General features: G+C 68.4%; 16 protein-coding genes and 1 pseudogene. 9 read left to right on the top strand and 8 right to left on the bottom strand.

The features are described from left to right. The first annotated feature begins 77 nt into the window (after window positions 1-77). Window positions 78-1,355 carry a dihydroorotase gene (gene pyrC / locus DI624_RS06365; protein WP_291536773.1) on the top strand — a complete coding sequence of 426 codons (1,278 nt, stop codon included), beginning with the start codon at window positions 78-80 and terminating at the stop codon, window positions 1,353-1,355. Window positions 1,356-1,365: 10 nt separating this feature from the next. Here pyrC and ubiM read toward each other — a convergent pair whose 3' ends face one another. Both ubiM and DI624_RS06375 read right to left on the bottom strand, forming a co-directional pair. After that, a complete protein-coding gene (gene ubiM / locus DI624_RS06370) occupies window positions 1,366-2,547 on the bottom strand; it encodes a 5-demethoxyubiquinol-8 5-hydroxylase UbiM (protein WP_291536775.1) in 1,182 nt (393 codons plus the stop codon). Between the two features lie 61 nt (window positions 2,548-2,608). Beyond that, window positions 2,609-3,541 carry a glycerophosphodiester phosphodiesterase family protein gene (locus DI624_RS06375; protein WP_291536777.1) on the bottom strand — a complete coding sequence of 311 codons (933 nt, stop codon included), beginning with the start codon at window positions 3,539-3,541 and terminating at the stop codon, window positions 2,609-2,611. 126 nt (window positions 3,542-3,667) lie between these two features. On the opposite strand from DI624_RS06375, the gene plsY reads away from it, so the two are divergent. Then, complete coding sequence (plsY, locus tag DI624_RS06380; protein ID WP_291536778.1) at window positions 3,668-4,306, top strand: glycerol-3-phosphate 1-O-acyltransferase PlsY; 639 nt, start codon at window positions 3,668-3,670, stop codon at window positions 4,304-4,306. Next, a complete protein-coding gene (dprA, locus tag DI624_RS06385) occupies window positions 4,303-5,373 on the top strand; it encodes a DNA-processing protein DprA (protein ID WP_291536780.1) in 1,071 nt (356 codons plus the stop codon). Before plsY ends, dprA begins: the two co-directional genes overlap by 4 nt. On the opposite strand, the gene DI624_RS06390 is transcribed toward dprA, so the two are convergent. Beyond that, the gene (locus DI624_RS06390; protein WP_291536781.1) at window positions 5,370-5,567 is read right to left on the bottom strand and encodes a hypothetical protein; all 198 of its coding nucleotides are present in this window, start codon (window positions 5,565-5,567) and stop codon (window positions 5,370-5,372) included. The two genes, dprA and DI624_RS06390, sit on opposite strands and share 4 nt — an antisense overlap. Before the next feature lie 137 nt (window positions 5,568-5,704). Here DI624_RS06390 and topA point away from each other — a divergent pair, with 137 nt between their 5' ends. The 3 genes and pseudogenes from topA to DI624_RS06405 all read left to right on the top strand — a co-directional run. Beyond that, window positions 5,705-8,323 carry a type I DNA topoisomerase gene (gene topA / locus DI624_RS06395; RefSeq protein ID WP_291536782.1) on the top strand — a complete coding sequence of 873 codons (2,619 nt, stop codon included), beginning with the start codon at window positions 5,705-5,707 and terminating at the stop codon, window positions 8,321-8,323. A 198-nt stretch (window positions 8,324-8,521) separates the two neighbouring features. Then, the gene (gene mutL, locus DI624_RS06400; RefSeq protein ID WP_291536794.1) at window positions 8,522-10,405 is read left to right on the top strand and encodes a DNA mismatch repair endonuclease MutL; all 1,884 of its coding nucleotides are present in this window, start codon (window positions 8,522-8,524) and stop codon (window positions 10,403-10,405) included. Window positions 10,406-10,421: 16 nt separating this feature from the next. Then, window positions 10,422-11,198 (top strand): annotated as a pseudogene (locus tag DI624_RS06405) (integrase core domain-containing protein); the annotation flags it as partial. An 18-nt stretch (window positions 11,199-11,216) separates the two neighbouring features. Here DI624_RS06405 and DI624_RS06410 read toward each other — a convergent pair. Both DI624_RS06410 and DI624_RS06415 read right to left on the bottom strand, forming a co-directional pair. After that, window positions 11,217-11,771 carry a hypothetical protein gene (locus tag DI624_RS06410; RefSeq protein WP_291536783.1) on the bottom strand — a complete coding sequence of 185 codons (555 nt, stop codon included), beginning with the start codon at window positions 11,769-11,771 and terminating at the stop codon, window positions 11,217-11,219. A gap of 140 nt (window positions 11,772-11,911) precedes the next feature. Next, window positions 11,912-14,869, bottom strand: coding sequence for a TonB-dependent receptor (locus DI624_RS06415; protein ID WP_314188059.1), 2,958 nt, complete (start codon window positions 14,867-14,869; stop codon window positions 11,912-11,914). Between the two features lie 174 nt (window positions 14,870-15,043). Here DI624_RS06415 and DI624_RS06420 point away from each other — a divergent pair, with 174 nt between their 5' ends. Continuing rightward, on the top strand, window positions 15,044-15,661 hold the full coding sequence (locus DI624_RS06420; protein ID WP_291536784.1) for a hypothetical protein: 618 nt from the start codon (window positions 15,044-15,046) through the stop codon (window positions 15,659-15,661). 222 nt (window positions 15,662-15,883) lie between these two features. After that, window positions 15,884-16,786: an MBL fold metallo-hydrolase gene (locus DI624_RS06425; protein WP_291536785.1), complete on the top strand. Its 903-nt coding sequence runs from the start codon at window positions 15,884-15,886 to the stop codon at window positions 16,784-16,786. Window positions 16,787-16,795: 9 nt separating this feature from the next. On the opposite strand, the gene DI624_RS06430 is transcribed toward DI624_RS06425, so the two are convergent. Then, window positions 16,796-17,467, bottom strand: coding sequence for a DUF1499 domain-containing protein (locus DI624_RS06430; protein ID WP_291536786.1), 672 nt, complete (start codon window positions 17,465-17,467; stop codon window positions 16,796-16,798). A 34-nt stretch (window positions 17,468-17,501) separates the two neighbouring features. Further along, on the bottom strand, window positions 17,502-19,130 hold the full coding sequence (locus tag DI624_RS06435) for a long-chain-fatty-acid--CoA ligase (RefSeq protein ID WP_291536787.1): 1,629 nt from the start codon (window positions 19,128-19,130) through the stop codon (window positions 17,502-17,504). Between the two features lie 157 nt (window positions 19,131-19,287). Between DI624_RS06435 and udk the strand changes: the two genes are divergently transcribed. After that, window positions 19,288-19,935, top strand: coding sequence for a uridine kinase (udk, locus tag DI624_RS06440; protein ID WP_291536788.1), 648 nt, complete (start codon window positions 19,288-19,290; stop codon window positions 19,933-19,935). 112 nt (window positions 19,936-20,047) lie between these two features. Here udk and DI624_RS06445 read toward each other — a convergent pair whose 3' ends face one another. Continuing rightward, window positions 20,048-20,308: a hypothetical protein gene (locus DI624_RS06445; protein WP_291536790.1), complete on the bottom strand. Its 261-nt coding sequence runs from the start codon at window positions 20,306-20,308 to the stop codon at window positions 20,048-20,050. Window positions 20,309-20,448: the final 140 nt, after the last annotated feature.

Below are 20,448 nucleotides of genomic sequence, written 5' to 3' on the forward strand. Positions count from 1 at the left end.
ACACGCGCCTTCGCCCCCTCCACCGCTTCGCGGTCCCCCTCCCCCGTTCCGCTTCGCTTCACGGTGGAGGATTTTCGATGACTCGTTTCGCCATCCTCAATGCCAGGCTGCTCGACCCCGCGAGCGACTATGATGGTCCTGGCGGCGTGCTCGTTCATGACGGAAAAATTGTCGAAGTCATCAGAGGCTCAACAGCGGACTTCCTAGCCGACATAGAGACCGTCGACGCCGACGGCCTGTGCCTCGCGCCCGGCCTGATCGACATCCGGGTCAAGACCGGCGAACCGGGCGCCGAGCCCAAGGAGACGCTGAAGTCCGCCAGCCTGGCCGCCGCGGCCGGGGGCGTGACCACCATCGTCGTCCAGCCCGACACCGACCCCGCCGTCGACGACCCGGCGATGATCGACTTCATCCAACGTCGCGGCGCGGCCCTGAACCTGGTCAATGTCCGCGCGGCCGGCGCCGCGACCAAGACCCTGGGCGGCGAACGCATGGCCGAGATCGGCCTGATGGACGAAGCCGGCGCGCTATACTTCACCGACGGCGACAAGGTCATCGTCAACAGCCGCACCCTGCAACGGGTGATGAGCTACGCCGCCGCCTTCAACGCCCTGATCGCCTGCCGCCCGTCCGATCCCTGGTTGACGGAAGGGTCGGTCGCCGCCTCCGGCGAACTGGCCACGCGCCTGGGCCTGTCGGGCAGTCCCGCCATCGCCGAACGGATCGGTCTGGAGCGCGATCTGGCCCTGGTCGAACAGACCGGCGCCCGTTTCCTGGTCGACCAGATCTCGACCGAGGGCGCGCTGGAGACCCTGGCCCGCGCTCGCGCCAGGGGGCTGGAGGTCGCCGTCAGCGTCTCGATCAACCACCTGTGCTTCAACGAGGTGGACATCGGCGACTACCGCACCTTCTACCGGCTGGACCCGCCCCTGCGCTCCCAGGCGGATCGCCAGGCGTTGATCGAGGCCGTGCGCGACGGCCTGATCGACGTGATCACCTCCGCCCACGCCCCCGCCCCGGCCGAAGACAAGCGCCGCCCGTTCAGCGAAGCCGCCCCTGGCGCCGTCGGCCTGGAGACCCTGCTGCCCGCCGCCCTGACGCTGCACCACGAGGACGGCCTGGACCTGCTGGACGTCCTGCGCCCCCTAACCCACGGCCCCGCCGCCCTGCTGGGCCTCGACGCCGGCGTCCTGGCCGAGGGCGCGCCCGCCGATCTGATCCTGTTCGACCCCGGCGCCCCGATCGTCGTGGACGCCGACGCCCTGCATTCCAAATCCAAGAACTCGCCCTTCGACGGCCGCCGGCTTCAGGGCAAGGCGGTCGCAACCTGGGTGGGCGGACGGAAGGTTCACTGAGAACGGCGGCCTATGCCGTCAGCATCCGTTTCACCGCCGCCTTGAACGGCGCCGTCGCCTGCCCGGCCCTGAGCGCCATGCCGCGCGCCAGCCGAGCGGGCGGCGTCTCTTCGGTGAACAGACGCACCAGGGCGTTGGTCCCCTGATACAGGGGCCAGCTGGCCAGCCGGTGTTCGTGCTGATAGCGGGCCAGAAGCCGCTCCGCGCCGACGTCGCCGCCGCGCGCCGACCGCACGACCTTGGCCAGGGTCTCCTGCCCCCGCAGACCCAGGTTGAAGCCGTGGGCCGTCACGGGGTGCATTCCCACCGCCGCGTCGCCGATCAGGGCGAACCCCTGGCCCGCGAACCGATGGCTCCAGGTCGTGGCCAGCGGGTAGGCGTGACGCGTCCCGACCAGTTCCAGCCCGCTCAGCCGCCCCTTCAGCCGCCGTTCCATCGCGACCGCGAAGGCCTCGGGCCTCAGGGCCGTCAGGTCGTCTATGGCCGGCGTCGCCAGGGTCAGGACCACCGACGACAGCCTTTGATCCGGGTCAGCGACCGGCAGCAGGGCGACGGTCTGACCGTGGTCGAACCATTCGGTCGCCACATGGCCGTGCGCCTGGTCGTGTCGCATCCGGCACACCATCATCGACCGGCCCAGCCGGTTGATCTCGGCCCCCACGCCCAACTGGTCGCGCATGAAGGAAAAGCGCGAATCCGCCGCGACCACCAGGCTGGCGCGGATGGTCGTCCCGTCGTCCAGCGTCAACCGCCCGCGTGGAGCGGCGGTCTGGATGCGGCAGGCCGCCACCCGCCGACCCGCCATCAGAGTCACGCCCGCTTGGCTCTCGACGATTTCGAACAGGGCGCGCCGGATCAGGTGGTTGGGGATCAGCACGCCCAGTCGGTCCGCGTCCGCCGCGCCGAATGTCAGGGCGAAGGGCGAGCCGCCGTCTAGCACCCGCGCCTGGCGAAGGTCGGAGATGTCGTCCGCCGGGATCCGGTCCCAAACGCCCATCGTCTTCAACAGACGCATCGAATGATGGGTCAGGGCGATCTCCCGCCCGTCGAAGGCCGGCGCGCGCAGCGCCGCCTCGTCCTGTCCCTCGATCACGGCGACCGACAATCCCGCGCCCGCCAGCGACCGGACGAAGGCCAGGCCCGCCGGCCCGGCGCCGACTACGGCGATATCGAAGTCCGAATTCTGGCTCATGGCCGGTTTCTGCCCCAGTCGAGCGCCGCCGCCCTTGATCGAGCGCAAATCGGCGGGGCGATCAACGCGGGCGAGGACAGGCCGCCGCCTTGGCCACCTCGGCGCCCAGCACCGACTTGACGGCCAGCGGCGTATCGGTGGCGATCACCGTCACCCCCTGGCGGACCAGGTCGCGGTATTCCGACACGTCCCCGTCGGCCGCGTAGCGGTCGTCACGGCGCACCCCTTGCGCGCCCAGCGTGCCGAATTGCACCTCCACCCCCGCCTGGCGCAGCGCCCGCCACAGCGCCGGTCGCTCCTCGCGCGTTCCGGTCCAGGCCAGGATTTGCGGCGCGTTCAGTCCCCGCAGATCGTCCGTGCCGCCCAATCCGGCCGAAATCATCATCTCGGGCGCCATCGCCGCCACCGCCCGCGCATCGGCGTCGTCATAGGTGATCAGGATCACCCGGTCGCCGGCGCCAGCCCGTCGCACCTGATCGATCACCGCTCGCGCCAGGTCGACGGTCGTCTCTCCCTCGGCGGGCTTCAGGTCGATGCTGGCGATGGCCCCCACCCGCCCGGCGGCGTCCAGGGCCTCGCCCAGGGTCGGCGGCGCCGCGCGCGTCAGGCCGCCGTTCGACGCCTTCAGCCGCGCCCGCTTCACCTGGGCCAGGGTCAGGTCCGCGACCCGCCCACGGCCCGTCGTGGTTCGGTCCATCGTCTCGTCATGCATCAGCACCAGATGGCCGTCGCGGGTCAGCGCCGCATCCAGCTCCACGATGGCGTCGGGGATGGCCCGACCCGTCGCCTCGATGGCGGCGATGGAGTTTTCCGGCTGGTCCGGCGCCGACACCGCCCGGTGCGCCGAAACGGCCACGCCGCCGTCGCGCACGCAGTCGAAATAGGCGGCCATCGCCGGTCCGCCGGCGGGCGGCGCGGCGGGCGCCGGCGCGCCCACGCAGGCGGCCGTGGACAACATCAGGGCGATGGCGGCGACAGTAGGACTTGGGCTCATCGTTCTCTCCGGCAGGCGGCCGGACCAGACGCCGCGCGGATCGCTGGGTCAAGAGGTCGGATCGCCCTTGCTCCCGGTCCTCCGCCGACGCATTTTGCCGCAACGACACGCGGGGAGCGAATCAAGGTGCAGGATCTGACAGGCCCCGCGATCGGGACCTTGGCGCTGGTCGCGCTCGGCGGCTATCTGCTCGGTTCGATTCCGTTCGGCGTGGTCATCACCCGCGCGGCGGGCGCCGGCGACGTGCGCAACATCGGTTCGGGCAATATCGGCGCGACCAATGTGCTGCGCACCGGACGCAAGGACTTGGCACTGGCCACCCTGTTGCTGGACGCGGGCAAGGGCGCGGCCGCCCTGTTGATCGCGCGCCATCTGTTCGGCGGCGAGACCGCCGGCGCCATCGCCGGCGGCGCGGCCTTCCTGGGCCATCTGTTCCCCGTCTGGCTGGGCTTCAAGGGCGGCAAGGGGGTGGCCACCTTCTACGGCCTGCTCCTCGCGGCCGCCTGGCCGCTGGGCCTGATGGCGGCGGGCGTCTGGCTGCTGTCAGCCTTCCTGTTCCGCTATTCGTCGCTGGCGGCCCTGATCTCGTCGGCGACGGCGCCGCTCCTGGCGCTGGCGCCCCTGGCGGCCTTGGGCCTGCCGGTCGGCGCGCCGATCCTGATCCTGACCGTCTTCGCCGCCGTGCTGATCTGGGTGCGCCACCATCAGAACATCGCCCGCCTGCTCAAGGGCGAGGAGCCGCGTATCGGGGCCAAGAAGGCGTGAGCCTGGCCCCGGCCGAACGGTTCGCCCGGCTGCGGCTGGCCCGCATCGACCGCATCGGCCCCGTGGCCTTCGCCCAGCTTGTGACCCGCTACGGCTCGGCCGTCGCCGCTCTGGAGGCCCTGCACGGCCTGGTCCGCAAGTCCGCCGCCGCCCCGCCCCCGTCCGTCGAAGCAGTCGAGCGCGAACAGGCCGCCGGCGACGCTTTCGGCGCGCGCCTCTTGGTGCTGGGCGATCCCGACTATCCGCAAATGCTGGCCGCGCTGGATCCCCCGCCGCCGATCCTGTGGGCGCGCGGCGACATCGGCCTGTTGAACCGCCCGTCCGTCGCCATCGTCGGCGCCCGCATCGCGTCTGCGGGCGGTCAGCGGATCGCGCGTGGCCTAGCCGGACAACTGGGCCAGGCGGGCCATGTCGTCGTCTCCGGCATGGCGCGCGGCATCGACGCCGCCGCCCACGAAGGCGCCCTGGAGACCGGAACCGTCGCCGTCCTGGGCGGCGGGGTCGACGACATCTATCCGCCCGAACACGCCGGCCTCTACGCCCGGCTGGTGGACCAGGGCTGCGTGGTCTCCGAAAGCCCGGTCGGCGCCCGCGCCCAGGCGCGCGACTTTCCCCGCCGCAACCGCATCATCTCGGGGCTGTCGCGGGGCGTCGTGGTGGTCGAGGCCGAGATTCGCTCCGGCTCTCTGATCACCGCCCGCCTCGCCGCCGAACAGGGCCGCGACGTCTTCGCCGTGCCCGGCTCGCCGCTGGACCCCCGGGCGCGCGGTCCCAACGAACTGCTGCGCCAGGGCGCCGTCCTGTGCGAGGGAATCGAGGACATCGAACGCGCCTTCGACGGCCTGCGCACCCTGCGCGAGCCGCCGTCGGCGCCGCTGCGCTTCGACGACGATCTGGACGACGCCTTCCTGGACCGGGTCGCCGCCCTGCTGTCGCCGACGCCCGCGCCGCGCGACGAGATCGCCCGTGCGCTGAACGTTCCGGTCGCCCAGGTCGCCGCCGCCCTGCTGGAGCTCAGCCTGACCGGCCGCGCCGAACTCCTACCCGGCGGACTGGCGTCGCTTTAGTCGTCCGGCCGGTCCAGGGCCGCCGCCCTGGCCGCGTCCTCCAGCAGCCCGGCCAACCGGCCATCGCCCCCCTCGCGCGCCATCCGCGCCATTTCCAGCGCCATCGCACCGATATACTCCCGCGTCGGAAAGTCCTCCGCCTCGATGTCGTCCTGATGGTCCGACGCGGCCGCCGGTGTCCTTGAGCTGGCCATGATCGTCTCCGTTGTCGCCGCGCAATCTAGCCGCGTTTCGGTGAAATACAACTACCTATGGCTGTAAGACGACGGGCCCGATTGACTCCCGGCTCCGCTCCAACCACGTTCGCGCCCCTTCCCGAGACCGGACCGATATGAACCTCGTCATCGTCGAGAGCCCCGCAAAGGCCAAGACCATCAACAAATATCTCGGCTCGGACTACGAGGTCCTGGCCTCCTACGGCCACGTCCGCGACCTGCCGTCCAAGGACGGCTCGGTCCTGCCCGACGACGACTTCTCCATGCACTGGGAGGCCGACGCCAAGGGCGCCAAACGCCTGTCGGAAATCGCCGAGGCCGCCAAGCGCGCCGACCGCGTCATCCTGGCCACCGACCCCGACCGCGAAGGGGAAGCGATCAGCTGGCACGTGCTGGAAGTGCTGAACAAGAAGAAGGCGCTGAAGGACAAGGATGTCCAGCGCGTCACCTTCAACGCCATCACCAGGTCCGCCGTGCTGGAGGCCATGGCCAATCCGCGCCAGCTGGATATGGAGTTGGTCGAGGCCTATCTGGCCCGCCGCGCCCTTGACTATCTGGTCGGCTTCACCCTGTCCCCGGTCCTGTGGCGCAAGCTGCCGGGCGCGCGTTCGGCCGGGCGCGTCCAGTCGGTCGCCCTGCGCATCGTCGTTGATCGCGAGATGGAGATCGAGAAGTTCAGACCCCAGGAGTATTGGTCCATCGAGGCCGACCTGACGGCAGACAGCCCCCCCTTCACCGCCCGCCTGGTCAAGCACGCGGGCAAGCGGGTCCAGCGCCTGGACATCAAGGACGAGGCCACCGCCTCGGCGGCCCGCGCCGCCATCCAGGCCGGCGACTTCACCATCCGCTCGGTCGAGAAGAAGCCGGTCCGCCGCAATCCCGCCCCGCCCTTCACCACCTCGACCCTACAGCAGGAGGCGGCGCGCAAACTGGGCTTCACCGCCCAGCGCACGATGCAGGCGGCGCAGAAACTGTACGAGGGCGTCGACGAGACCGGCGGCCTGATCACCTATATGCGGACCGACGGCGTCTCGGTCAGCCCCGAGGGCCTGGCCCAGGCCCGCGAGGTCATCGGCAAGGAATACGGCCCGGCCTACGTCCCTTCGGAACCTCGCTTTTACAAGGTGAAGGCCAAGAACGCTCAGGAAGCGCACGAAGCGATCCGGCCGACCAACATCGCCCGCCATCCCGACAGCGTGCGCCTGGATAGCGACCTCCAGCGGCTGTACGAACTGATCTGGAAACGGATGGTCGCCTCCCAGATGGAGGCTGCGCGTCTGGACCGCACCACGGTCGAGATCGAGACGCCCGACGGCCAGACCGGCCTGCGCGCCACCGGCCAGGTCGTCACCTTCGACGGCTTCCTGGCCGTCTATGAAGAGGGCCGCGACGAAAGGCAGAAGGGCGCCGAAGGCGAAGAGGGCGACGACGATACGAGCCGCCTGCCCGTCCTGAAGGAAGGCGCCAAGGCCAAGGTCGACGCCGTGCGCGCCGACCAGCATTTCACCGAACCGCCCCCGCGCTATTCGGAAGCCACACTGGTCAAGAAGCTGGAGGAACTGGGCATCGGCCGCCCCTCGACCTACGCCTCGACCCTGTCGACCCTGCGCGACCGCGAATATGTCCGCGTCGACAAGAACCGCTTCTACCCCGAGGACAAGGGGCGGCTGGTCACGGCTTTCCTGGAGCAGTTCTTCAGGAAGTGGGTCGAATACGACTTCACCGCCGCCCTGGAGACCCAGCTGGACGAGGTTTCGGCCGGCCAGTTGGACTGGAAGGTGCTGCTGCGCCAGTTCTGGCAGGACTTCCACGCCGCGACCCAGGCCGCCGGCGAACTGCGCACCACGGCCATCCTGGACGCCCTGAATGAAAGCCTGGGCGCCCACATCTTCCCGGACAAGGGCGACGGGTCCGATCCGCGTGAATGCCCCCTGTGCCACCAGGGCCAGCTCAGCCTGAAGACCAGCCGGTTCGGCGCCTTCATCGGCTGTTCGCGCTATCCCGACTGCAAATACACCCGCCCCGTCGCCAGCCCCTCGGCCGAGGACGGGTCGGCCGAGAGCGGCGACCGCGAACTGGGAATCGATCCGGCCACCGGCCAGCCTGTCCAGTTGAAGATCGGCCGCTTCGGCCCCTATGTCGAGATCGCGCCGCCCGACGGGGAGAAGCCGAAACGCTCGTCCCTGCCCAAGGGCTGGTCGCCGGCGTCGCTGACGCTGGACCAGGCGCTGCGCCTTTTGGCCCTGCCGCGCGAGGTGGGGCTCCACCCCGAAGACGGCAAGCCGATCACGGCGGGCCTGGGCCGCTATGGACCCTTCGTCCTTCACGCCGGCACCTATGCGAACGTCTCCGACATCGACGAGGTGTTCGAGGTCGGCCTGAACCGCGCCGTGGCCCTGCTGGCCGAGAAGCGCGCCGGTCGTCCCGGTCGCGGCGCCGCGGCCGCCCCGCTGAAGGACCTGGGCGCCCACCCGGAAACGGGCGAGCCGATCCACGTCATGGCCGGCCGCTTCGGCCCCTACGTCAAGTCCGGCAAGATCAACGCCACCCTGCCGAAAGGCACGGCGCCCGAAGACCTGACGCTCGAAGACGCCCTACCCCTGCTCGCCGCCAAGGCCGGCGCCGCGCCGAAAAAGAAGGCGCCCGCCGCCAAGAAGGCCGCTGCTCCCAAAAAGGCCGCCGCCAAGAAACCGGCCGCGAAAAAGGCCCCGGCCAAGAAGAAGACCGCCGAGTAACGCCCAGGTCCCCTCCCCACTTGTGGGGAGGGGACCTGGGCGTAGCGGTGGAGGGCTCTCAAAGTCCCGCTGGCGCTTACAGCGTTTCAGAACCCCTCCGTCACGGCGCGAAGACGCGCCGCGCTACCTCCCCGCTGCGCAGGGAGGAGACAAAGCCTCATGGCGCGAATCCTCCCCGCGCCCTATCTTCGCCTGCTCATGCCCATCCGTCGTCTCTCCCCCGAAACCGTCAACCGCATCGCCGCCGGCGAGGTGGTCGAGCGGCCCGCCAGCGCCATCAAGGAACTGGTTGAGAACGCCATCGACGCGGGCGGCTCCAACATCGAGATCCAGGCCGACGGCGGCGGCCTGTCGCGCATCCTGATCGCCGACGACGGCAAGGGCATCCCCAGGGCCGAACTGCCCCTCGCCGTCGAACGCCACGCCACCTCGAAGCTTGAGCCCGACGACGCCGGCGACGTGGACCTGCTGCGCATCCACACCCTGGGCTTCCGGGGCGAGGCCCTGCCCTCCATCGGCTCGGTCGCCCGCCTGTCGATCACCACCCGATCCCGCGACGAAACCGAGGCGTGGACCATCACGGTCGAGGGCGGCGAGACCCGCCCCCTGGCCCCCGCCCCCTTCCCCGGTCCGCATGGCGCGCGGGTCGAGGTGCGCGACCTCTTCTACGCCACCCCCGCCCGGCTCAAATTCATGAAATCCGAACGGGCCGAGGCCATGGCCATTTCGGAAGAGATCAAACGCCAGGCCATGGCGCACGAGGCCATCGCTTTCACCCTGTCGCTGGACGGCAAGATCACCCTGCGCCTGCCCGCCGAACATCCGGGCGACGAGGGCCGCCTGCGCCGCCTGTCCGCCCTTTTGGGGCGCGACTTCGAGGCCAACGCCCTGCTGATCGACCAGGAGCGGGACGGCGTGCGCCTGTCCGGCTATGCGGGCCTGCCCACCTATTCGCGCGGCAATGCGGCGCATCAGTATCTGTTCGTCAACGGCCGCCCGGTGAAGGATCGGCTGCTGCAGGGGGCGCTGAGGGGCGCCTACGCCGACTTTCTGGCGCGGGACCGTCACCCGGCCGCCGTCCTCTTCCTCGACATCGACCCCCTCTATGTCGACGTCAACGTCCACCCGGCCAAGGCCGAGGTCCGGTTCCGCGATCCGGCCCTGGTGCGCGGCCTGATCGTCGGCGCCCTCAGGCACGCGCTGCACGCCGCCGGCCACCGCGCCTCCACCACCGTCGCCGCCGACGCCCTGTCCAGCTTCCAGCCGCACACGGGCGTGACGCAGAGTGGCGAGTGGCGAGTAGCGAGTGGCGAGGGCTGGTCCGGGTGGACAGGCTGGGACGCTCCGGCTTCCCAGACCGCCCAAGTCCTTCCCGGCCTCAACGAACGCAGCGCACGCGTCGAGCCCGGCTGGACCGGCCCCGGATACGGCGAACTCGCCACTCGCCACCCGCCACTCGCCACTGCCTCCCAGCCACTCGCCACTCCACAAGACCCCCTCGACTACCCCCTCGGCGCCGCCCGCGGCCAGCTCCACGCCAACTATATCGTCGCCCAGACCCGCGACGGCCTGGTCATCGTCGACCAACACGCGGCGCACGAGCGGCTGGTCTATGAGCGGATGAAGGCCCAGATGGCCGAGGGGTCCGTGACCCGCCAGGCCCTGCTGACGCCCGAGGTCGTCGACCTGGACCCCGCCGAGGCCGAGCGCGTCGCCGCCAAGGCCGACGAACTGGCCGAGATGGGCCTGATCGTCGAGGCCTTCGGCGCCGGCGCCGTCCTGGTGCGCGAGACCCCGGCCCTGCTGGGCGACACCGACGTGCAAGGGTTGATCCGCGACATCGCCGACGACCTGGCCGAACACGGCATGGCCCTGTCGCTGAAGGAACGCCTCGCCGCCATCTGCGGCACCATGGCCTGCCACGGCAGCGTCCGTTCGGGCCGCGTCCTCTCCGCCCCCGAGATGAACGCCCTGCTCCGCCAGATGGAGGCCACCCCCCACAGCGGCCAGTGCAACCACGGCCGCCCGACCTATGTCGAGCTCAAGCTGCACGACCTGGAGAAGCTGTTCGGGCGGCGGTGAGTCGTGAGTGGCGCCTCTGCTGCCGCTGGATGACTGTCTCTACGCCCGGCAGCCCATGATGCCGCATCTGACACGGTCAGCAGTGCACCGCTGCCTGCAGCGCCACGGCGTCTCACGTCTGCCCGATATCGAGGGCGACAAGCCCAAGCGGCGGCGTTTCAAGCGGCATCCCATCGGCTTCTCCCCTGTGGAGCCGAAGATGGCGCGGAGCAGCCCAATCGCCGAGGCGCAGACGGCGGAAGGCACGCTCCATCTGTTCGTCGCCATCGACCGCACCAGCACGTGCGCCGTCACCCAACGGATCGGCAAGGCGGACAGGCGGACCGCTTGGGAATTCCTGGAGCACCTGCTGGAGGCCGCGCCTTACAAGATCCATACGATCCTGACCTAACCGGCGGTCGGCGCGCGGCAGCCACAGCGGCATCCAGTTCGCCGAGCCGCAGCCCGTTAACCGCAACACCGCCTTTTCTCATCAGATGCGCTTCGACATGATCTGCGATGACCACCGCCTCCAGCACCGACTTGCCGAGCCGAACCATCCCTGAACCAACGGCCAGGTCGAACGGATGCAGCGCACATCAAGGACGCCATCGTCAAACGCTTCCATTACGACAGCCACGATCAACTGCGCACGCACCTCGCCGAATTTGGCTGCTCCGCGCCGCCCTTCGGAGGCATGGCCGCCTACAACTTCGCGCGCAGGCAAGACCCTCAACGGCCTCACGCCCTACGACTACATCGCTCGACTTCAGAGCCAGAGCGATTCATCTTCGATCCGATCCGCCAAATGCCGGACCGAACACCTAGACGCCTAGTTGATGCCGACGCTTTCCAGCGTGGCGGGCGGCGTGGTGATGTTCTCGCGGATGCGGCGCGCCGCATGTTCGCACCGCCCCGGAAGACCGAAGAACAGGCCGAACGACTGGCTGCGCGCCTCGGCGTCGGGATTGTTGATCAGCGTGGCCCACTGCGCCTTGACGGCCGCAACGGCGCGTTCGGCCTCGGCCTTGGCCGCCGCAGATTGACGGGGCGCAGCGGCGGCCAAGGCCGTGCGGAAGTCCTGCGCCTCGAGCCGCCCCAGACGCACCAGTTCGACATCCTCCGGCGCACGGGCCGGCAGGGTGTCGCCCAGATCGGCATGGCCGCTCACCAACGCATCGCACCAGGCCACCAGCGGATAGTCCGCGCTGGGCGCCCCTCGCGGCAAGGGCCGCGCATAGGCGATGGCCTCGCGCGTTTTCAGCGCATCTGCGGTCTCGCCCGAACGATTGCCCGTGACGATCGGACCGTCCTGGGTTTGGGCCAAGGCGGCGTGAGCGGCGAAAAGAGAGGCGGTGGCGAGTGCGGCGGTGAGCAGTTTCGGCATGATCTTCCTTCGAGGCGACGTTTGAAGCGGCGTCCGTGATCAACGCTCGCCTGGGCCGATGGTTTTTCTACGGCGCCACTTGACCGAAAAAGGCGGCGGAGCGTGGCTCCGCCGCCTCAATTTACGGTCGAAGACCCGCCTTAGAACTTGGCAGTCAGACCGACGTAGTAACGACGACCCAGCACATCGTAGGTCGACGGGTCGGTGTTGGCCTGAACGCCCGGATCGAAGATGTTCGGCTGTTCGTCCGTCAGGTTGTTGACGCCGCCGCGTAGCGAGACGGTGTCGTTGATCGCCCAGGAGCCGTTCAGGTCGAAGTAATCGATCGAGGGGAGAACGTCCGTGGTGTTGATCACGGTGATCTCGCCCACACGGCGCCAGCGCGCGCCGATCGAGAACGGACCGTCGGACCACGTCACCGAGCTCAGCGCCTTCCACTCGGGGAAGGTATTGCCGAACGCGCTGTCGATGGTGCCGGTGCGATCGGTGAAGGCGCCGCCCTCGACGACGTTGTCTTCGTAGTTCTCCAGCCAGCTGACGACGGTGTTGAACTTCAGACGACCCCAGTCGCCACCGCCGATGTCGGCGATGTTGAACGCCCAGTCCGCCTGCAAGTCGATGCCGGAGGTCTTGATCATGCCCAGGTTGGCCTGGTTTTCAATGGCGCCGACGATGTTGCCCGACAGCGGATCGCGGCTGAACAGCTGGCAGTAGGAGTTGGAGGCGCTGAACGTCGGGTTTTCACCCGTCACGTTGAAGCAGCCCTCAAGGGAGTCGCCGGCCGCGATGGAGCCGATCGCGTCGCTGATCTCGATATTGTAGTAGTCGATCGACGCCGAGAAGCCCGACAGCCAGGGCGATTGGAAGCGCGACTGATAGACCAGGCCGACCGACCAGCTATCCGAGGTTTCCTCGAATAGGTTGGGGTTGCCGCCGGTGCGGCTTTCGACCTGGTTGTTGGAATACTGATAGTTGTCGATGGCCAGCGGCGAGATGCCCTGAGCCAAGCACAGCGCGCGCACGGCGGCGGCATTGGGGCCCTGACGGAAGCTGCTGCGCGTATCGCAGGGATCCCCGCCCGTGCCGGTCGCCGACGGCGCGCCGATGCTGGGGAAGTCGGTGCTGGCCGTCGCGAACAGTTCGCCGATCGAGGGCGCGCGCACCGAACGGCTGTAGCCGCCGCGCGCACGCAGACCGCCCGCGACGGTCCAGTCCAGTTCGGCCCGATAGGCCTGGGTGCCGCCTGCGGTGCTGTAATCCGCGTAGCGATAACCCAGGTTCAGGTCCAACTGCTCGATAAACGGGATGTCCGACAGCAGCGGAACCAAGGCTTCGATGAACAGTTCGCGGGAGTTCGTTCCGCCACTCAGCGAAGGCGTCGGGTTGAAGCCGGCGATTTCGGAACCGCCGATGGTGCCGCCGTCCGGCAGACCGTTGGCATCCAAGTGGGGCGTGACAGCGTTCTGTTGAGCCAGCGAGGAGTCGGCGCCGAAGGTGAAGTCGTCCTGACGGTATTGAGCGCCCAGGGCGACACGCACTTCGCCGGCGGGCAGGTCGAAAGCCTTGCCTTGCAGCGAGGCTTCGATCACGCGCTGCTCGGTAACGGTCGAGTTACGTGCGGAGCGACCGATGTAGCTGATGCATTCCGCCGACAATTCGGTGACGCCGAAGGGATCGAACCCGCCGGCGCACAGGCTGCGGCCGCCGTCGGCCGCGTCCAGCAGACGTTGGACCGACGAACGCGAGACGTTGCCCGTCTGCGTGGTGGTGTTCGAGACGCGGCCGTACGAACCGTAGACGTCATAGGTCCACTCGCTCTGCGGCACACGACCGCGAACGCCCGTCGTGATTTGGTAGATGTTGTATTCTTCCGTCGAGTGACGGCCGCCCAGCGCGGTGAAACGCTTGTTCAGCAGGAACGAGCCGTTCGGATTGGCGCGCGCGTTCAGCAGGGTGCGCAGGTCGGCGGTGATGAACGGGTTGGTCGCCGGAACGCGGAATCCGGTGCCACTGGCAGCCGGGCTGGCGGCCAGTTCGGTGTCGCCGACGTACTGGGTGAACAGGGCGTTGGCGTAGACTTCCGCGTTGTCGTTGATCTTGTAACGGCCGCCGCCATACACATTATAGCGATCGAGCGGCAGTTGCAGATAGTTCAGCGGGCCGGTGTTGAAGGTGTAGTTGGCGCCCGGGGCCGTGTATTCGGCGCCGGCTCCGGCCGGATTCTTCACGTTTAGCTTGCCGGTGTAGGAGAACAGCGAGTTGTCGTCGTTGAACCCGAAGGCGCCGGTGTTGGACAGCGTCGCGTTGTTGAAATAGGCGCGAACGGCCGCCAGGCTGGGCAGGTTGTTGCTGTCGAAGACGGTCGAACCGAGCGGCGAGGTTCCCGAGGGTCCCGAAACCTTGGAGAAGTCACGAGCCGCGTTGTAGATGACGTCGCGCGTCGAACGGCCCAGCGACAGGACCATGTTGCCGCGGTCGTCGTCGAAATTGCCGCCGACGGTGATCGCATAGCTTTCGGTCTTGCCGTCGCTGCGATCGGTTTCACCGTATTGAGCGTCGACTTGAACGCCCGAGAAGTTCTCGTCCAAGATGAAGTTGGCGACGCCGGCCAGGGCGTCCGAACCATAGGCGGCCGAAGCGCCGCCCGAGATCACTTCGATATTCTTGATCAGGGCGGTCGGGATCAGGTTGACGTCGACCGAGCCGTCCGAGTTCGACGGAACGACGCGACGGCCGTTCATCAGAACCAGCGTGCGGTTCGAACCCAGATTGCGCAGGTTGATGTTCGCCTGGCCGCCGTTCGAAGGGTTGTTCGACGTCGAAGAGATCGACGGCGTGAACTGCGGCAGATCGTTGATCAAGGTGTCGATGGTGACGGAACCGGTGGCCTGGAAGTCTTGGGCCGACACGGTGACGATGGGGCTGGTCGAACGATAGTCCTGACGCGCGATGCGCGAACCCGTGACGACGATCTCCCCGACTTCCGTCGCCTGGTCGTCAGCCGACTGGGCGAAGGAGGGCGTCGCGGCCATAGCCAGGGCGGCGCCGCCGATGATCGTGGTCGCCAGAAGGCTGCGGCGATATCTATTGGTGTTCAAGGCTTGTTCTCCCGAGAAAGAGCCGCTCTCGGCACGAGAGGATGACTCGATCATAGCCAATTGCCGATCGTCTGATCGGTTGGAGGCGAGACCATACCAAGGCCGGTGCGAAGTCCAGTAAGAAGGCGCAAGCTAGACACATTGAAGACATCGCTGTCGCAAAGACGACACACCATGGTCGCCCAAGCGACATTGGCGCGGCTGCCATATCCGGTGATACATTCGTCTCGAACCCCATTTAGGATCGAGAATAGAATGACCCTTCCATCGCGCCGAAATAGACTGAAACTCGCGATGCTTTTTATTTTGGCGTCAGGTTATTTTTCTCAAGGCGCGTATGCGCAGCAAAATACAGCGTCGGCATCCAACGACTTGATCGGTTCGGTGACGCGCTGCCGGGGCGTTCAGGGGGATCAGGCGCGCCTGGCGTGTTTCGACACCGCAGCCGCCGCCCTGGCGGCCGCCGGAGAGGTCGCGGTCATCAGCCGCCAGGACGTAGAGCAGAATCAGCGCCGCCTGTTCGGTTTCAATGTCTCGGCGCTCAACCCGTTCGACATCTCTGGCGGAAACGACCTGCGATCCATCTCGGGCACGATGACCGGCGCGCGGGACCTGGGCCGGGGCGAATGGCTGATCACGCTGGACGACGGATCGGTGTGGCGAAAGACCGACGGCGCAGATGTGTCGTTCTCGCCGCGTCGCCAATATCCGGTGACGGTGCGGCGCGCGGCGCTGGGCAGCTATATGATGAAGGTCGGCGACACGCCGCCCTTCCGCGTCAAGCGCGAATAGGCCTCACCGTTCGATCGCCACGCGGCTAGCGTAAGGCTCCGGTTCGGGGGTGCAGGAAGCGGCGGCCAGTTCGATCGCGGCGAGACTCACCAGCAGAACGACAGCGACGGGCGCGAGCCGATTTGATACAGCGGCGAGGATCGAACGGGCCACGACGGGCGCTCCGGCAATGATGACCGAAATCCTGACGCAAGCGGCGCGCCAGCCGGAGGGCGCGGCGGCATGATCCCCTTCGTGCGCCAGTTCGACTTCGCCTATGGGCGGCGGGATCAGGTTTCGCCCCTGGTGCAGCGCGTGATCGCCGACAATCCGGGGCCGTTCACCTTCACCGGGACGGGCACCTATATTGTCGGCCGGCCGGACCAGGGGGCCGAGGTCGCGGTGATCGATCCGGGGCCGACGGACGAGGCGCATCTGGCGGCGCTTCTGGCGGCGGTGGACGGGCGGCGAGTCAGCCATGTGATGGTCACGCATACGCACCGGGACCATGCGCCCCTGGCCCGGCCGTTCGCGGAGGCGACGGGCGCGCCGATCCTGGCGGCGCGGCCTCCGGCGCGCGAAACCCATGCGTCCGGCGGACTGGACGAGGACGAGGACGCCGAATTCGCTCCCGACGTCGTTCTGACGGGCGGAGAGATCGTCGCCGGCGACGGCTGGACGCTGGAGGCGCTGTTCACGCCCGGTCATGCGTCGAACCATATGGCCTTCGTCCTGCACGAGGAGAACGCCCTGTTCTGCGGCGATCATGTCATGGGCTGGTCGACGACCGTGGTCGCGCCGCCGGACGGGAACATGCGCCGGTATATGGCCAGCCTGGACGCGGTGATCGCCCGGGGCTTCGACACGCTGTGGCCGACGCACGGGGCGCCGATCACCGATGTGGGCCCGTTTCTGGAGGCCTATCGCGCCCATCGGATCGAGCGGGAGGCGCAGATCGTCGGGCGTCTGGCGGCCGGAGACCGGACGATCGCCGAGATGGTTCCCACCCTATACGCCGCCGTCGATCGGCGGCTGTGGCCGGCGGCCTCCTTGTCGGTGCTGGCGCATCTGATCAAGCTGGTCGAGGACGGTCTGGCGGCCTGCGACGGCGAGCCGGGCCTGGGCGCGCGGTTTCGCCCGGCCTAACCGTCGCGGTCAGCGGGTCTGGGACAGTCCGCCGGCGATGCGGGCGGCCAGGCGGCAGGCGGCGCCGCCGTCGGGGCGGGCGTCGCGGGCGGCGACGCGGATATCGGTGCGGCCGGGACGGATGCGGACCACCGCATCGTTGACGAAGCCGAACCATGCGCCCTGATGCGCGGCCTCGACCTCGAACGTCGAGGCGCGGTTCACGACGAAGCCGGCGTCGACCAGGGCGGAGGCCGCCTGCTGGGCCAGGACCTGGCTGGGGACGGCGACGACGGCGTCGCAGCTGGCCGGGGTCGATCCGCGATGCAGGGCGGCGGCGCGCGAGAAGACGGGCGGCTCCTGCACATTGGTCGTGACGTCCTGAGGCGCGGGGGCGGCGTCGCGGCCCTGGCGCCAGACGAAGCCCGCCACCGTCGCCCCCGCCAGCGCCACGGCCGCCAGGGCGTAGAGCCCCCTGCCCTTCAGGTCGCGCAGCGCCAGGATCGCCGCGATCAGCGCGCCCGCCAGCCCGATCCAGGCCAGGATGCGCGCCACCGTCCAGGTCAGCAGGTCATAGGCGACGGCCAGGTCCGCGCCGCCGAACCGCGTCGCCGCCACCGCCGCCACGATCAGCACCAGGGGCGCTGCGGCCAGAGCCGTCAGCCAAGGCAGGACGGCCGGAACGGGCTTTCGGGTCGGCATTCGGGCTCCGGTTCGGGCTTCGACCCCGACAGGGTCAGGCGGCGGTCGGCAGACGGTAGTCCCTGAACCGTTCGCGCAACAGCTTCTTGTCGATCTTGCCGGTGGCGCCCAGCGGTATCTCGTCCACCGCGACCACGTCGTCGGGCATCCACCATTTGGCGATCTTGCCTTGAAGGAAGTCCAGGTGCTCCTGCTTGTCCAGGGCGTGATCGGGCTTCAGCTTCAGGATCAGCACGGGCCGTTCGTCCCATTTGGGATGGGCCGCGCCGATGACGGCGGCGATCTCGACCTTGGGGTGGCCGACGGCGATGTTCTCGATCTCGATGGAGCTGATCCATTCGCCGCCCGACTTGATCACGTCCTTGGCGCGGTCGGTGATGTGCATGAAGCCGATCTCGTCCACCGTGGCCACATCGCCGGTGTCGAAGAAGCCCTCGTCGTCCAGGATCGGGCTGTCGTCCTTGAAATAGCCCTTGCTGATCGTCGGCCCCTTGACCATCAGCCGACCGAAGGTGGTTCCGTCGTGAGGCAGTTCCACGCCGGCCTCGTCCTTCAGCTTCAGTTCGATCCCCAGCGGGGGCACGCCCTGTTTAAGGCGATACTTCATCTGCTCGTCATAGGGCAGGTCCACGATCTCGGGCGGCAGGTTGGCGATGGTGCCGATGGGCGAGGTCTCGGTCATGCCCCAGGCGTGGGTGACTTCCACGCCGAAATCGTCGTGGAAGCCGCGGATCAGGCTTTCGGGACAGGCCGAACCGCCGATCAGCACCCGCTTCAGCGTCGAGAAGCCCAGGCCGTTCTGCTTCATGTGGGCGAACAGCCCCTGCCAGACGGTGGGCACGGCGGCCGAGAAGGTGACGCCTTCCTGTTCGATCAATTCGTAGATGGCGGCGCCGTCCATCCGGGCGCCCGGCATGACCAGCTTGGTTCCGGCGGCCGGGCCGGCGAAGGCGATGCCCCAGGCGTTGGCGTGGAACATCGGCACGACCGGCAGGATCACCTCCTTGGGCGTGGCGCCCATGACGGTGGCCTGCAGCCCCATGAAGGTGTGCAGGAAGTTGGAGCGGTGCGAATACAGCACCCCCTTGGGATTGCCGGTCGTGCCCGAGGTGTAGCACAGGCCGCAGGCGGTGTTTTCCTCGAAATCGCCCCAGACGACATCGGCCGGCTGGCCCGCGATGGCGTCCTCATAGGCCACGGCCTTGGGCAGTTTGGTCTGGGGCATATGGGCCGCGTCGGTCATTATAACGACGCGCTCGACCTTGGGGATGTGCGGCAGGATGGCCTCCAGCAGCGGCACGAAGGTCAGGTCGACGAAGACGATCCGGTCTTCGGCGTGGTTGATGATATAGACCAGTTGTTCGGGGAACAGGCGCGGGTTCAGGGTGTGGCACACGGCGCCGATGCCCATGACGCCGTACCAGGTCTCGATATGGTTGGCGGTGTTCCAGGCCAGGGTGGCCACGCGGTCGCCGGGCTCGATCCCCCAATCCTTCAGGACGCTGGAGACCCGTTTGGCGCGGTCGTGGATTTGGGCGTAGGTCGTGCGGACGATGGGCCCTTCGACCGATCGCGTCACCACCTCGCGCGCACCGTGCCAGTTTCTGGCGTGGTCGATGATCTTGTCGACCGTCAGCGGCCAGTCCTGCATCAAGCCCAGCATGTCGTTTCCTGTTCCTTGGGTGCGTCTGCTTGGATGCGACGCTTGGACGGACGCTATCATTGGTTATCGGCGATAAGCAACGTGACCTTGCGTCACCTGCGGCGCGACGGATCGTCCCTTGTGGCGTCGGCCGGCCCGGCGCCCTAGAAGGCCCCGCATGGCTATTCTGATCGCGATCACCGGCGGCTCGGGCTCCGGCAAGAGCACCCTGGCGGAGACGCTGGTTTCGGCCCTGCCGGACGGGGCGGCCGTGCTGGTGCGCGAGGACAGCTATTACAAGGACGCGGCCGCCCTGCCCGGCTTCGACGCCGCGACCTTCGATTTCGACGACGTGGCCGCGCGCGATCACGACCTGATGATCGCCGACCTGAAGGCGCTGAAGGCCGGGCGTTCGGTGACGGCGCCGGTCTATTCCTTCATCCACCACGGGCGCGAGCCGGGCGGCGAGCCCATCCCGGCGGCCCAGGTGGTGATCGTGGAGGGCACCCACGTCCTTTGCACGCCCGACCTGACCGCCCTGTTCGACATCCGAGTGTTCGTGGACACCCCCGCCGACATCCGCTTCATCCGCCGCCTGTTGCGAGACCAGGCCGAGCGGGGCCGATCGGCGGATTCGGTCGTGGCCCAGTATCTGGCCACGGTGCGCCCCGGCCACGAGCGGCTGACCGAACCGTCGCGCACCCACGCCGACTTCATCGTCGCCGACGCCACCGCCGCCGTGCGCCTGGAAGACCCGCAGGCCGTGGTGCGCCTGGCCGCGCCGGTCCTGGCCCATCCGCTGCTGCAGGCCCTGCTGGACGATTAGGGTCGTCGACTGTCTGTGAGCGACCGTCATTCCGGGGCGTCCGAAGGACGAACCCGGAACCCGGGAGGCGTGCCTGCGACCTGAACCGCATCCAGCCTTGGCGATACGCCCCCTAACGAAAGAGATCCCTGATTCGGAACTCTCCGGGTTTCAGCGGGGCGCGTTCGACCGGCGGCACGCCGTTGAGCGCCTTGATCCGCGCGCGTTCGGCGGCCTCGGCCTGTTTCTCGACCAGGATGGCGTCCAGCCGGATGTGTTCGACTTCGATTTCCGCGATGAGTCGCGCAATCTCGGCCTCCTCTTCAGGGGTCGGCTTATGGGGCGGCGGAAGGCCGCGACCGGGCTTGGGGCGGCGGGGTTTCGGGCGAGCCATGCAGGTCTCCGGACAAGCGGGTTTGGCCTCGCGGCTTTCGCCTGCGAAGTTGGATGGAGGGCTGGGCGGAGCGCCGGGCCTTCGCCCGGAGTGTGAGTTTGTAAGTACCGTTTCGACGAAGGGTATGACGCTCCGCGCGG

Source organism: Brevundimonas sp., from assembly GCF_003248455.1.
Taxonomy (GTDB): Bacteria; Pseudomonadota; Alphaproteobacteria; order Caulobacterales; family Caulobacteraceae; genus Brevundimonas.